Below are 13465 nucleotides of genomic sequence, written 5' to 3'. Positions count from 1 at the left end.
GCCTGACGGCGTGTGTCCCAACGGTTGCGCCAAATCAGCTCAGCCTTAATGGATTTGAAGAACGTCTCGACCATAGAATTATCATAACAATTTCCCTTGCCGCTCATCGAGACCTTGAAACCGTGCTTGGACAAGCGCTTCTGATACTCATTTGAGCAATATTCTGAACCACGATCCGTATGGTGAATGCAATCCTCCGGTGGTTGGCGCAAAGCAACGGCCATATCTAACGCCCGGATTGCCAGATCCTTCTTCATGCGGTTACTGATAGCCCATCCGATGACGCGGCGAGAATACAGGTCAAGGATGACGGCAAGATACAGCCAACCTTCGCTGGTCCAAATGTAGCTGATGTCGCCAGCCCATTTCTGATTGGGGCCAGTCGCTGAGAAATCTTGATCCAACAGATTTGGTGCAATGTTGAACGTGTGGTTGCTGTCCGTTGTCGCCTTGTATTTCTGGGTTCTGATGATCTTGATGCCATTCTCGCCCATCAGACGTCCGACCCTGCGATGGCCCACCGGTAATCCCAATTCTTGCAGTTCCTCGGTTATCCGAGGCCGCCCATAGCTTTGCAGGCTTAAGCGATGCTGTTCACGGATGTGAGCCAGGATCACCATATCATCGCGTTGACGCTGGCTCATCGGGCGAACCCGCCACGCGCGAAAACCACGTGATGTGACCCGCATAACTTTGCACAGGAACTCAACTGGCCATTCTTCTTTCCAGGCGTCGATGAACGCAAATCTCACCGGCTTTGGCCTGCAAAGAAGATTGCCGCCTTTTTTAACACTTCCCTCTCCTCGCGCAGCAGACGGACTTCCTTGCGAAGCCGCGTGTTCTCCTTCTCAACGTCTTCATGCGGTCCTGACATCAGGTCATCGTGTTGATGCTGTTGAACCCATTTGTTCAGCGTCGAAAGCCCAACCCCTAAATCTGATGAAAGTTGAGGCCGCGTTAAGCCACTCGTCGTCGCCATGCGCACCGCATCACGCCGAAACTCGTCTGTGTATCTCTTTGCCATTCTCTATCTCCTTCATAGCAAACATTGCTCGAAAGAGACCGGAACTAAACCGCGACAAGACCAAAACTGGACCTATGCAAGAGCGAGCCCATATGGGCTAATGTCGAAATGTTGACGAGCAGCGGTTTTATAAACTCTCAATCTCTTGGTGGTTTTTGGCAATTGTGCTTCTCGCCACGGCCCCACATGCAGCGAGAAAGGTGCATGCCAAGTCTAAGCGGACGGCATTTCGCGTGCGCGCGACCACGACTTTATAGTGACCAATATCTTCTTTGATGGGACGCGCTACAACCGGATCACCTTCGATTGTAAGGTTTTGTTTGGGCGAAAATCCGACGAGTGTGAACCCAAGGCCCTTGCCGACATAGGCTTGAACCAGCTCGCGTGACTGAGATTGAAAAGGTACTTCTGGATGCACGCCTGCAGTTTGCAATAGCTGTAGATAACTTGGACCTGGGCCTGCGGGTGACACGGCGATGTAGGGCAAATCCGCTAGGTCGGACAGTTCTATCTGGCTCTGCGCTGCCAGCTTGTGTTCCGCCGACAACAAAACCAGCGGGGGCAATTTCAAGAGCACCTCACATTTGTGACGCGCAGATACGAAGCCTTGATCAAAGACAACCAGTGCGTCTACTTTTCCGGTGTCCAGCGCTTCTATCAACGTTGGATAGTCGGCTTCCACCACTTCGATCCGAACGCCGGGGTGGCTTTCGCGGAAAGCAAGCACTGCAGGCAGGACGATCTGTTGCGCCAATGCGTGATGGGTTCCAATATGAATTGCGCCGGTTCGTCCTGATGCCAGGTCCGACGCGTGCCGGTCAAGCGTTTCGGCCTGTGATAACAACATCGTAGCCTGTGCTGCGAACTCTTCCCCTGCGCGGGTGAGGCGCATGCCCTGCGCCGGAAAGCGGTCAAACAGTGTCAGGCCAGTTACAGCTTCAAGCTTGTCGATCCCCGAAGCAATGGCTGCAGGCGAAACATTCAACTGTCGGGCGGCTTGTGCTATTCCACCCTGCTGCGCGGTTTGCGTCAGATAGGCGAGTTGCCGAAGGGTGAATTGGATCATCAATAAAAGCTTTCTTTATGCATAATTAAAACAGTTTTTCTGCGCTTTAGGCAAGACCTATAGTGACGTAAGCACATGAAGGATGATGGTATGGAAATTTTACCGCTGACAGGTGGATTAGGCGCGGAAATCATAGGCGCTGACATTCGTCGTCAAACAGATTTCAACGAAATCCAGGATGCATTCGCGAAATACTCGGTCATTGTCCTGAGAGAGCAAAATGCAGAACCAGCGGATCATCTTACCTTTGCGCAACGCTTTGGTCCGGTCAACATCAACCGTTTTTTCAAGCCGGTTGAGGGGCATCCAGAAATTGCCATGGTGTTGAAGGAAAAGGATCAGACGGCAGCCGTTGGTGAGGGGTGGCATACAGACCATTCTTACGATCAGGCACCGGCGTTGGGGTCGATTTTGCGCGCTCTTGAGATGCCCCCTTATGGCGGCGATACCTTATTTGTGTCGATGGGGATGGCCTATGAGACGCTCTCGACACCAATGCGTAAGTTTCTGGACGGTTTGACGGCAGTGCATTCGTCGCGGCATGTGTTCGGTGCATCCGCCATGGACAGTGAAGCTGCCAAAAGTGGACGCTTAGGAAATGCCGAGGCCGCAACGCAGGACGTGCGTCACCCGGTTGTCATCACTCATCCCATTAGTGGGCGGCGCGGATTGTTTGTGAACCCGGTGTTCACCACTCATATCGAAGACCTTAGCACAGCTGAATCCGATGCGCTTTTAGAGATGCTTTATGCTCATTGTCTGCAGCCAGAATTTCAGTGCCGCGTGCGCTGGAAAGCCGGGGACATCACCATGTGGGATAATCGCGCCACGTGGCATAAGGCGATCAACGACTATAATGGTTTCCGCCGTCTGATGCACCGCGTCACCATCGAGGGCGTCCCGCTCACATAATCTGTTACGGATTAATCCCACAGAACGGTCTGCCATGGACTATTTGAGGGCGAGGACTGGCAGCGCGAACAGCCGATTTTTGTGGAACATGAAGGCAACGCCGCGATCCGACGAGGGCAGTTCAAGCTCGTACGCCGGCATGATCGCCCGTGGGAATTTTACGACATTGAGGTCGACCGCACCGAGCTGACTAATCTTGCCAGGTGCAGCCCAAAGCTTGAAAAGGAGCTGATACGCCAATACCAAGCATGGGCTGATCGCGTGGGCGTCATGGATTGAAACAAGGATCTCCCAAAATTGCTTCAGGCGTGGAAAATGCAAACACCTGATGGATGATAGGCGCAATGCCACCAATCACGAAAACCTTCGAACGGTCGCAGTGCCTGTATAGCAGACATCGGTGCAAGTCGCGGCATCAGTTAGATTGGACTCGAAGAAGACCTTAGACGATACAACAATGGGCAACACCTGCCGCGCCTGATGCACAGCTGACAGTTCCACCCGATTGTTGCGCGCGATTTTGGCATAATCGACCGAACTGAAGGTCAGGGGCAAGCGTAGGTCAAGGATGCCCTTGAGGATACGGTCGCTATCGGGCATCGTTTCACTTCGGGCGTAGCGCCAGCTGTCGTAGCGGGACGTGGAACCGGCAGATTCCATGCCGCCGAGCCACTCAAATCAACGCCACGCACCGGGCAACGCTGCACCACTTCATCGATCGACACATCAGACAATCAGCTGCAGAAATTGGACAGGTGACCCAACAAACGCGAAGATGTTCGGGAAACAAAAACACCGCCCGAAATGGGGCGGTGTTTCACTGTTTTAAGTGAGATCATTCAGGCTGTGGTAACTTTACCCGCAAGGCCTTTCAGGTTGCCGTCGATTATCTTGCCCATCATCATCTTCATCAGGGTTTGGCCCAACAGCCACCCCAGGGGGCCGTATTTCACCCGGAAGTCAAAGCTCCAGACCACGCGGCTGTGACCAATGCCTGCGGGCTCGACCATAATTTCAGCGGCGGCTTCGTGCAGGGGCATGGCGTCGAGTTCAGACAATTGCACGCGATACATCTTGCCGTCTTCCCATTTCACCACCTCTTCCGCCATGGCAGTGTTGTTCTTGAAATGACAACGCCGCTTGGCCCCCAGACCGGATTGCGCGTCACTTAAGGCTTCGGTTTTGACGACTTCCGGTGCGAACTCGTCGATATGCATGAAGCGGCTCAGTTCGGCCCAGACGGCTTCGGGTGTGGCTTTGATTTCGGCTGAGCGTTGAAGATGTATCACTATAAATGTCCTATCATGGGTACTGGCTATCCAATCACCATAGCAGCCTTCAGGCAGGATGTAACATGCCCCTCCTGACAGCATCCTGTCAGGAGGATGACAGGAGTGTAGGTTATTTTCCGTGCGACATTTGGTAAACTGCTGCAACCTCTGCCTTGATGATCCGCGCGATTTGGGCGCAATCATCCAAGGTGAACGTCAGAGGCAGGCGTAGATCAAGGATGCCTTTGAGCACCCGGTCGCTGTCGGGCATGGGGTCACTTGGGGCGTAACGCCAGCTGTCGTAGCGGGATGTAAAGCCCGCAGGTTCTGCGCCGCCGAACCATTTCAGCTCGACCCCGCGCGCAAGACAGCGTTGCACCACGTCATCAATCGTGGCTTCGGACCAATCCAGAAGCAGGAATTGGAAGGAGGACGCCACATAGGCTTCGGGTTTTGGGCGATTGATCAGGGTCATGCCCGTCGTGTCTTGCAACACATTTTCCACCACAAGATAGCGTTCATTCCAGCGTGCGCATTGCTGAGCCAGATCACGCAATTGCACCCGCAGGATCGCGGCGCGCAGATGATCCATACGGCCTGAGATATTAGGTGTTTCATATTTAGTTTGGGCGAAATATTCAGGGCTAGGGGTGGCCAAATGGCGTTCAAACAACATGTAACTGCCCGACAGCATCGTGGCCTTAGCCATGAGGTCAGGATCATCGGACACGAGCAAGCCGCCTTCGCCGGAATTCAGGTGTTTATAGGTCTGGGTGGAATAGGCCGCCATGACGCCGTGGCGCCCGGATAGCACGCCATTCCAACGCGCCCCCATGGTGTGGGCGCAGTCCTCAATCACCTGTACTTCCAATGCGTTACACAGCATCATCAGGTCATCCATGTCACAAATATGCCCGCGCATATGCGACAATAAAAGTATACGCGAACCCGTGGATTTGATCTTGGTTTCCAAGTCCGGCAGGTCAATCACGAGCCCTTCCGTCACACCCACAAACACCGGCACGCCGCCCGTTGAGGCAATCGCGCCAGGCACCGGGGCCAGCGTGAACGCATTGGTGAGCACAGGTTCCCCCGGTGCCACGCCAAGGGCGCGCAAAGCCGTGGCGATGGCATAGCCGCCGGAACTGACCGCAAGGCAGAATTTTGACCCCATATAGGTCGCAAATTCCTGTTCCAGCAACGCGACTTCGCCCGCCTCGCCTTCACCGACATTATAGCGGTGCAACCGCCCGCTGCGCATCACCGAAACGGCAGCTTCAATCGCTTCATCTGAGATCGGTTCTTGCTGTGTGAAATTCCCTGTGAAAACCTCAGTCATCTGTAAATCCCCTTACCCGATCAGCGCCGACACTTCTGTTTGTAGGTCTTTATAGTCCCACAACAGGCCATCTGGTTGCAATTCCTTAACCTTTTCGCCGTCGGGGCCAAATGTCACCAACAAAGATGCAACACCTGCGGCGCGTGACGTGTTATGATCGGTGATCGTGTCCCCCACCAGAACCGTGCGCGAAATATCGCCCCCCAGACGTTTCACGCATTCCACCAGCGGCATGGGATGGGGCTTGCGTTCGCTTAAAGTATCCGCCCCGATCATGGCATCAAACAGGTCGCGCACCCCAAGGCGTTGTAACAGGGTTTCCGCAAGGCCTTCGGGCTTATTGGTGCAAATCCCCACGGCATAACCCGCTTGGCGCAGCTCTGTTATCGCATCCACCGCACCGGGGAACATCTTCGTATAAACGTCAATGTTTTCAGCATAGTATTCCAGAAGCTTCGGATAATCTTCCAGCAACATTACCTCGTCTGCGGACCCAAAATGGCGCATAAAACCAGCGGTCAACATCGCGCGCGCGCCCTTCATGCCAATGCCCTTATCCGTTTCCGGATCAAGCAGGTCCCCAAGGCCACGTTCCCGAAAGCAGGCATTCGCGGCATGGATCAAATCCGCGCCCGTATCTGCCAATGTTCCGTCCAAATCAAATACAACTGTACGCATCAATTTCCCCTGGTTTTACCCGTGCCAATGATCGCCCGGCGGTTTTCCGCGTGGGCTTTGTAATGAAGCGTAAAGCTTTTTGACCGCCCCGCCCCTTGCTTCTGTTCCCGCAAGGCTTAAAACCCCCCGTAACAGAAAGAAAGAGGCACATCTATGTCCGCTGATAAAAACACTGCTCTGATCATCCTTGCTGCGGGTCGTGGCACACGTATGAATTCTGAGTTGCCCAAGGTTTTGCACCCGCTTGGTGGAACGCCATTGGTTGTGCATGCCATGGACAGTGCCGCTTTGGCGGAACCCACGCGCACGATTATTGTCGCGGGCCATGGTGCCGATGCGGTGACCAAAGCCGTGCAGGAATACGACGAAACGACCGAGGTTGTCTTGCAGGAAGAACAGCTGGGCACGGGCCATGCGGTCATGCAGGCGCGCGAAGCCTTGGCGGGTTTTGACGGCAATGTACTTGTGTTGTTTGGCGACACGCCTTTCATCAGCAAAACCACGATTGAAGCCCTGCTTGAGGCCCGCACTCACAATGATGTTGTATTGCTGGGCATGGACTGCGTTGACCCCAAACGGTATGGCCGCCTGATCACCGATGGTGACAGCCTGGAACGTGTGGTGGAATACAAGGACGCCGCCCCTTTTGAACGCCGCATAACCCTTTGTAACGGGGGCATTGTTGCCGCTGATGCCAAGCTGTTGTTTGAGCTGTTGGATGCGGTGTCCAATGACAATGCCAGTGGCGAATATTACCTTCCCGATGTGGTGCAGCTGGCGCGTCAACGCGGCTTAAATGCGGGCTTTGTCACCTGTGAAGAAAGCGAAACCCAGGGCATTAACACCCGCGCTGATCTGGCGATTGCGGAAAAGCTGTTTCAGGATATGAAACGCGCGGAAGTCATGGACAACGGTGTCACGCTGACCGCGCCAGAAACGGTGTTTTTCTGTTATGACACCTATATTGGCGGTGACACATTGATTGAACCCAACGTGATCTTTGGCCCTGGTGTGACTGTTGAAAATGACGCCCATATTCGTGCGTTTTCCCACCTTGAAGGCTGTCATGTATCCCGTGGCGCCCAAGTGGGTCCCTATGCGCGTCTGCGTCCGGGTGCGGAACTGGCTGAATTCACCCGCATTGGCAACTTTGTTGAGGTCAAAAACGCCCAAATCCTTGAGGGTGCGAAGGTCAATCACCTGTCCTATATTGGCGATGCTGAAATCGGCAAGGGCACCAACATTGGCGCGGGCACGATCACCTGCAATTATGACGGCGTGATGAAGCATAAAACCACCATTGGCGAAGGCGCATTTATCGGGTCCAACACCATGTTGGTCGCCCCTGTAACGATTGGCGATGAGGCCATGACCGCCTCTGGTTCTGTCATCACATCCGACGTGGAAGCCGGTGCATTGGCCGTGGCCCGTGCCCGCCAAGACGTAAAACCTGGCCTTGCACGCCGGTTGATGGATAAACTCAAGGCCACCAAGGCCAAGCTGGACGGGAAGGTTTAATATGTGTGGTATTGTTGGGGTGCTTGGCACCCATGAAGTTGCCCCTATCCTTGTCGAAGCCCTAAAACGCCTCGAATATCGCGGCTATGACAGCGCCGGGATTGCCACCGTGAATAATGGTGCTTTGGATCGCCGCCGCGCGGTTGGGAAACTGGTTAATCTGTCGGATGAGCTGGTACATAATCCGCTGGCGGGCAAATCCGGCATTGGTCATACACGTTGGGCAACCCACGGTGCGCCGACCGTTGACAATGCCCACCCGCATCAAGCTGGCCCCGTAGCTGTCGTACACAACGGCATCATCGAAAACTTCCGCGAATTGCGCGAAGAACTGGCCGCTTCCGGCGTTGATTTCGTCACAGAAACTGACACGGAAACCGTTGCCCTATTGACCGAACAAGCGATGAAATCCGGCCTTGCGCCAGTGGATGCAGCCCGTTCCGTCACCGCCCGTTTGGAAGGCGCATTTGCCCTGTGTTTCCTCTTTGAAGGCGAGCAGGATTTGATGGTCGCGACCCGCATGGGATCACCTCTTGCGATCGGCCATGGTGACGGCGAAATGTTCGTGGGATCAGACGCTTTTGCCTTGGCCCCGATGACCGCTGACGTCACCTATCTAGAGGAAGGCGACTTTGCGGTTCTCACGCGCACATCCCTAACGATCCATGACGTCAATGGCACGCTTGCCAACCGCAAAAAGCAACGCATCAATCTTGACGCCACCCGCGTTGAAAAGGGCGGCCATAAGCATTTCATGGCCAAAGAGATTTTCGAGCAACCCACCGTTCTGGGTGCCGCGATCAACCATTACGCCCCGGATACGGGCTTGAACCTGCCCGCAGAAACCCCTGACTTCAAAGACGTGTCCCGCGTCACCATGGTCGCTTGTGGCACGGCATATCTGGCCTGTCTCACTGCAAAATACTGGTTCGAACAAATTGCGCGTCTGCCCGTTGAGGTCGATATCGCGTCTGAGTTCCGTTACCGCGAACCGCCTCTGCCAAATGGTACAGTGGCGCTGTTCGTCAGCCAATCCGGCGAAACCGCCGACACACTGGCCGCGTTGAAATATGCCCAAGGCAAGGCCGATAAGATCATTTCCGTGGTCAATGTCCCGGAAAGTTCCATCGCACGTGAAAGTGACTTGATCCTGCCGATTTTGGCCGGCGCGGAAATTTCCGTGGCCTCGACCAAAGCCTTCACCTGCCAATTGGTCGTACTCGCAACCCTTGCCCTGAAAGCCGCCTATGATCTCAGCGAATTGGATGATGCAGGCCTTGCTGAAAAGCTTGCCCAACTGCGCAGCCTGCCAGGCCTAATCAACCAATCCTTGGCCATTGAAGACAGCGTGAAAGACGCCGCCCATAAAGCCGCGCAAGCCCGCGACGTGTTGTTCTTGGGCCGTGGCCCACTTTACCCGCTGGCCCTTGAAGGTGCGTTAAAACTCAAGGAGCTCAGCTATATACATGCCGAAGGTTATGCATCAGGTGAACTCAAACATGGCCCAATTGCCCTGATTGACGACAGCGTTCCGGTCGTTGTTATGGCCCCAACAGACCCATTGTTTGACAAGACGATTTCCAATGTTCAGGAAGTTATGGCACGCGGTGGTCGCATCACTTTGATCACCGACGCCCAGGGCGCGCGCGCTGCAGGTGACGGGATGGAACATCTCATCACCATGCCGCCATGTGACCCGTTTATCGCACCCATTCTTTACGCAGTGCCCGCACAATTGCTGGCCTATCACACCGCGATTGCCAAAGGCACTGACGTGGACCAACCCCGCAACCTTGCAAAATCGGTGACCGTAGAATGAAGACCGCAGACGAAGCTCTCAAAGAACTTATCCCTCATATTGTGGCGGGCAAAGACGCGCAAATGCAGTCCTTTCACAAGGCAGAACGCATTTACCTCGGCGTGCCTACCCCGGCCATTGAGGCGGCGCAAAAAGCCTGGCGCGACCAGATGTCCGTTGAAGAACGTGTTGAACTTGCCCGCGCCCTTTGGGACGGCGACGTGTTTGAAGGCCGCATTGCCGCCGCCAAACTTCTGACCCAAGCCCGCCTGCGCCCCGATGATGTGGCATGGGAATTGCTGCAATCTTGGGTAACGCAGATCGATTGCGCCGCCATCGCCGATCAGGTCGCGACGGCCGTGCAAAAACGCCTGACCGCCGATCCATCCCGCATCGAAATCCTGCGCACATGGGTCGAAGCTGACAGCCTTTGGACCAAATGCGCAGCCCTTGATGCGACGCTGCCCTGGGCCAAGATGAACAACCTCAAAGAAGGTGACGAAGCCATCCGCACAGAGGCCCTGACATGGGCTGCGACTTATATGGCAGACACCACCTGGGCCACGCAAAAAGCTGTCACAACTTGGCTGACCTCTTTGGCAAAACATGATGCAGAACGCGTAAAAACCTTCCTTGCGGACCACGGAGAGGCCTTGCGTCCTTCTCTGCGCAAAGACATCGAAAAACGCATAAAGTAAGCCCTACGCACGCAGGGCTTGCGGATTGTTAGGGCTTTCACGCCATTCTACAGGCAATCGCGATTACCCCGGGCCAAATCCCGGGGACCACAACGGATCAGAGGCCCTGCCAAAATCAGGGCGAAACAAGCTTATCACCGGGTTTAATCAGCCGGGTCTCACTCTCTCCGTATGGGCGGCGCCGCCACTTTATCGGCAAGACCTCACATATCACAAGATGACATCGGGCAGATCATTGATTTGCACCGACCAAAAGGCTGTCTCTTTCTTTTCAGTCTAAATATCCCGGGGGAATCCACCTTGGTGGATGGGGGCTGGCCCCCTTCCCCTTTTAATCGTCTCGCTGCCTTTATTCCTCACGCAAAGCCCGGCGCAGAATTTTCCCTGTCGCCGTCATCGGTAAGACATCGCGCCGCTCGATCATCTTGGGCGCAACATGTGGGCTGACATGGGCTTTGACACGATCAATCAAATCACGTTCAAGCCCGTCCCACTGTGCACCGTCGCGCAGCACCACAAAGGCCTTTACGGCTTGGCCCCGGATCTCATCGGGCACGCCGATCACCGCCGCCATGATCACGTCATCATGGCCTGACAGACAATCCTCAATTTCACTTGGCCCAATGCGATATCCGGCGGATGAAATCACATCATCAGACCGGGACGCAAAGCGGATCCAACCGTCTTCCATCACCCCAAGATCACCGGTGCGCAGCCAACCATCGCGGAACTTATCGGCTGTGTCCTCAGGCTTGTTCCAATAGCGCAGCATCATCACGGGATCCGGCGTCTTCACGCAGATCTCACCCGTGTCACCCGCAGTCACGGGCGCGCCATCCTTATCCAGGATCGCCAGTTCATGCCCGGGAACAGCGGTCCCGATCCAGCCCTCGCGCGTCACGCCCGCGCTGCGGATAGATCCCGCCACAAGGTTGCATTCGGTCTGGCCGTACATCTCATTCACATCGGCCCCGAAACTGTCTTTCGCCCAGGATATCAGATCCGCGCCCAAGGTCTCGCCCCCAGATGAGATCACCCGGATCGGCAGCCCTTCCGGCACCGCATCTTTGCGCATCATCTTCAACGCAGTGGGCGGCAAGAACATCACATTCGCGCCGGTGTTGCGGATCAAATCATACGCCCCCGCAGGCGTGAACTTCCGCATCCGGTGACTGACCAGCGGCAGACCGAAATACAGCGCGGGCATGGCCAAATCCATCAAAGCCCCGATCCAAGCCCAATCCGCTGGCGTCCAACAAATATCCCCGTCATGTGGGAAGAAATCATAATACATCTCCACCGCCGGCAAATGCCCAATCAGAAAGCGATGCGCGTGCAATGCGCCTTTGGGCGACCCGGTGGTGCCCGATGTGTAAATCAAGCAGGCCGGATCATCCGCCAGGGTTTCAACCGGCGTGAAGTCTCGCGCCGCAGCTTTCAGTTCCCCCTGAAAGTCAAACACATCAAAGTCAGTTTCATCGACACAGAACACTGCCTGCAATTCGGGCAATTCACCGTCAATCGCTTCCAAATGCTCCAATGTCTCAGCCGAGGTCACTGCCACCCGCGCGCCACTGTCCGCCAGGCGGTATTCCAGCGCATCCGGGCCAAACAAAGCAAACAAGGGCAACGCCACAGCCCCCAATTTATAAGCGGCAAAATGGCTGATCAACGCTTCGGGACATTGGGACAGGATAATCGCCACGCGATCCCCGGCCTGAACCCCCTGCGTGCGGAACACATTCGCCATGCGATTGCTGGCATCTTCCAACTGGGCATAGCTCCAGATTTCCTGTGCCCCGTCTTCATGGATATGGATCAGAGCCGTCGCATTTGGGGTGGCCAGCGCATGACGGCTGACACAGGCCTGCGCGATGTTAAACCGCTCAGGCACATCCCAAGAGAAATCCTGCACAGATTTCGCCCAGTCACCCGGATGCTTTAACCGTCGGTCTGCTTGCTTATAGGCCATGTTGGCTCTCCCCATCCCTCTGCCCACTTCGATATAAATTGAACAGGTGTTCAGTTACTTTGCCGTCTCCGATAAAAACTGTCAATTGCCTGTTATTGACGCCCTCACGTCGCAGTTGCGCTTGCTGTGCCCTGCTGGCATGCTTACATAGGTTGCATGACACAGACAGACACAGATAGCCCCGTCCTGATCGACCCCTTTGCACGCCGAGTGAACTATCTCCGTGTGTCCGTCACGGATCGTTGCGATTTCCGCTGTGTTTATTGCATGTCGGAACATATGACCTTCCTGCCCAAGGTCGACCTTCTGACCTTGGAAGAACTGGATCGCCTCTGTTCAACCTTCATTGGTCTCGGCATCGAAAAACTGCGCATCACAGGTGGTGAACCCCTTGTGCGCAAAGGGATTATGACGTTCTTTGAAGGCATGTCACGTCACCTCAAATCTGGTGCTTTGAAAGAACTCACCTTAACGACCAATGGCTCACAACTCGCTCGATTTGCACAGCCTTTGTATGACGCTGGCGTGCGCCGGGTGAATGTCTCTCTTGATACATTAGACAACGATAAATTCGCTGAAATCACCCGTTGGGGCCGCCTGCCTCAGGTGCTGAAAGGCATCGATGCAGCGCGTGACGCTGGCCTGCGTGTCAAACTCAACGCTGTGGCTGTGAAAGGGTTCAACGACAGCGAGCTGTTTGACCTGACGCAATTCTGCGCGGAACGCGATATGGACCTGACCTTTATCGAGGTCATGCCCATGGGCGAAGACATTGAAAACGCGGCACGTTTGGGCCAGTTCTGGTCGCTTAATGATCTGCGCGCTGACCTTGCGAAACGCTTTACCCTGACGGATTTAACGGAACGTTCCGGCGGCCCTGCCCGCTATATGCGGGTGGAAGAAACCGGTCAAAAAATCGGGCTGATCACACCGCTGTCGCATAATTTCTGTGAAAGCTGCAATCGCGTGCGCGTGACCTGCACGGGCGAAATTTACACATGTCTGGGTCAAGAAGGCAAAAGCGATCTGCGATCTGCCCTGCGCGCAGATACAGAAAGTGACGCGCCCTTAGAGGCCGCGATCCGCCATGCCATCGGCCTAAAACCCAAAGGCCATGATTTCGATTATTCCCGCCAAGACGTTGGCGGCAAAATGACCCGCCACATGAGCCACACCGGCGGTTAAGCCT

At 55.1% G+C, this 13465-nt stretch carries 13 protein-coding genes; 5 read left to right on the top strand and 8 right to left on the bottom strand.

From position 1 onward, the window contains the following. Window positions 1–1024, bottom strand: a protein-coding gene (locus RJ38_RS17870) for an IS3 family transposase (RefSeq protein ID WP_238321753.1) whose coding sequence is annotated in 2 segments (ribosomal slippage) — window positions 1–778 and window positions 778–1024 — 1025 coding nt annotated over the 2 segments. Because the reading frame shifts where the segments join, the coding sequence is not laid out codon by codon here. This gene is flagged as partial in the annotation. Window positions 1025–1151: 127 nt separating this feature from the next. After that, complete coding sequence (locus RJ38_RS17860) at window positions 1152–2090, bottom strand: LysR family transcriptional regulator (RefSeq protein WP_082005823.1); 939 nt, start codon at window positions 2088–2090, stop codon at window positions 1152–1154. Between the two features lie 90 nt (window positions 2091–2180). On the opposite strand from RJ38_RS17860, the gene RJ38_RS17855 reads away from it, so the two are divergent. Next, window positions 2181–3002: a TauD/TfdA dioxygenase family protein gene (locus RJ38_RS17855; protein WP_039020244.1), complete on the top strand. Its 822-nt coding sequence runs from the start codon at window positions 2181–2183 to the stop codon at window positions 3000–3002. 39 nt (window positions 3003–3041) lie between these two features. Here RJ38_RS17855 and RJ38_RS19010 read toward each other — a convergent pair whose 3' ends face one another. The 5 genes from RJ38_RS19010 to RJ38_RS17830 form a co-directional block, all read right to left on the bottom strand. After that, window positions 3042–3356, bottom strand: a complete 315-nt coding sequence (locus RJ38_RS19010; protein ID WP_039020183.1) for a hypothetical protein — start codon at window positions 3354–3356, stop codon at window positions 3042–3044. After that, window positions 3357–3662, bottom strand: a complete 306-nt coding sequence (locus RJ38_RS19440) for a hypothetical protein (RefSeq protein ID WP_039020182.1) — start codon at window positions 3660–3662, stop codon at window positions 3357–3359. Window positions 3663–3841: 179 nt separating this feature from the next. Next, complete coding sequence (locus RJ38_RS17840; protein ID WP_238321752.1) at window positions 3842–4291, bottom strand: SRPBCC family protein; 450 nt, start codon at window positions 4289–4291, stop codon at window positions 3842–3844. 112 nt (window positions 4292–4403) lie between these two features. Next, a complete protein-coding gene (locus tag RJ38_RS17835) occupies window positions 4404–5612 on the bottom strand; it encodes a DegT/DnrJ/EryC1/StrS family aminotransferase (RefSeq protein WP_039020181.1) in 1209 nt (402 codons plus the stop codon). 12 nt (window positions 5613–5624) lie between these two features. Continuing rightward, complete coding sequence (locus tag RJ38_RS17830; RefSeq protein WP_039020180.1) at window positions 5625–6290, bottom strand: HAD-IA family hydrolase; 666 nt, start codon at window positions 6288–6290, stop codon at window positions 5625–5627. Window positions 6291–6443: 153 nt separating this feature from the next. Between RJ38_RS17830 and glmU the strand changes: the two genes are divergently transcribed. From glmU to RJ38_RS17815, 3 genes are read left to right on the top strand one after another with little or no spacing between them, the layout of a single operon-like run. Beyond that, window positions 6444–7808, top strand: coding sequence for a bifunctional UDP-N-acetylglucosamine diphosphorylase/glucosamine-1-phosphate N-acetyltransferase GlmU (gene glmU / locus RJ38_RS17825; protein ID WP_039020179.1), 1365 nt, complete (start codon window positions 6444–6446; stop codon window positions 7806–7808). Between the two features lies 1 nt (window position 7809). After that, window positions 7810–9627, top strand: a complete 1818-nt coding sequence (gene glmS / locus RJ38_RS17820; RefSeq protein ID WP_039020178.1) for a glutamine--fructose-6-phosphate transaminase (isomerizing) — start codon at window positions 7810–7812, stop codon at window positions 9625–9627. Further along, window positions 9624–10304, top strand: coding sequence for a DNA alkylation repair protein (locus tag RJ38_RS17815; RefSeq protein ID WP_039020177.1), 681 nt, complete (start codon window positions 9624–9626; stop codon window positions 10302–10304). Before glmS ends, RJ38_RS17815 begins: the two co-directional genes overlap by 4 nt. Window positions 10305–10653: 349 nt before the next feature. Here the strand turns inward: RJ38_RS17815 and RJ38_RS17810 are convergent, their stop codons facing one another. Beyond that, complete coding sequence (locus RJ38_RS17810; RefSeq protein WP_202903905.1) at window positions 10654–12276, bottom strand: AMP-binding protein; 1623 nt, start codon at window positions 12274–12276, stop codon at window positions 10654–10656. 156 nt (window positions 12277–12432) lie between these two features. Between RJ38_RS17810 and moaA the strand changes: the two genes are divergently transcribed. Continuing rightward, window positions 12433–13461 (top strand): GTP 3',8-cyclase MoaA, encoded by a 1029-nt coding sequence (gene moaA / locus RJ38_RS17805; RefSeq protein WP_039020176.1) that lies wholly within the window; start codon window positions 12433–12435, stop codon window positions 13459–13461. Window positions 13462–13465: the final 4 nt, after the last annotated feature.

Source organism: Halocynthiibacter namhaensis, assembly GCF_000812685.1.
In the GTDB taxonomy this organism is placed as follows: domain Bacteria; phylum Pseudomonadota; class Alphaproteobacteria; order Rhodobacterales; family Rhodobacteraceae; genus Halocynthiibacter; species Halocynthiibacter namhaensis.
The sequence above is the reverse complement of the archived record's forward strand: the minus strand, read 5'-3'. Positions and strand labels throughout refer to the sequence as shown.

Bases quoted from the DNA above. Each gene is read 5' to 3' on its own strand.
- RJ38_RS17860 (WP_082005823.1), bottom strand. From the start codon at position 2,090: ATGATCCAATTCACCCTTCGGCAACTCGCCTATCTGACGCAAACCGCG.
- RJ38_RS17855 (WP_039020244.1), top strand. From the start codon at position 2,181: ATGGAAATTTTACCGCTGACAGGTGGATTAGGCGCGGAAATCATAGGC.
- RJ38_RS19440 (WP_039020182.1), bottom strand. From the start codon at position 3,662: ATGGAATCTGCCGGTTCCACGTCCCGCTACGACAGCTGGCGCTACGCC.
- RJ38_RS17835 (WP_039020181.1), bottom strand. From the start codon at position 5,612: ATGACTGAGGTTTTCACAGGGAATTTCACACAGCAAGAACCGATCTCA.
- RJ38_RS17830 (WP_039020180.1), bottom strand. From the start codon at position 6,290: ATGCGTACAGTTGTATTTGATTTGGACGGAACATTGGCAGATACGGGC.
- glmU (WP_039020179.1), top strand. From the start codon at position 6,444: ATGTCCGCTGATAAAAACACTGCTCTGATCATCCTTGCTGCGGGTCGT.
- glmS (WP_039020178.1), top strand. From the start codon at position 7,810: ATGTGTGGTATTGTTGGGGTGCTTGGCACCCATGAAGTTGCCCCTATC.
- RJ38_RS17815 (WP_039020177.1), top strand. From the start codon at position 9,624: ATGAAGACCGCAGACGAAGCTCTCAAAGAACTTATCCCTCATATTGTG.
- RJ38_RS17810 (WP_202903905.1), bottom strand. From the start codon at position 12,276: ATGGCCTATAAGCAAGCAGACCGACGGTTAAAGCATCCGGGTGACTGG.
- moaA (WP_039020176.1), top strand. From the start codon at position 12,433: ATGACACAGACAGACACAGATAGCCCCGTCCTGATCGACCCCTTTGCA.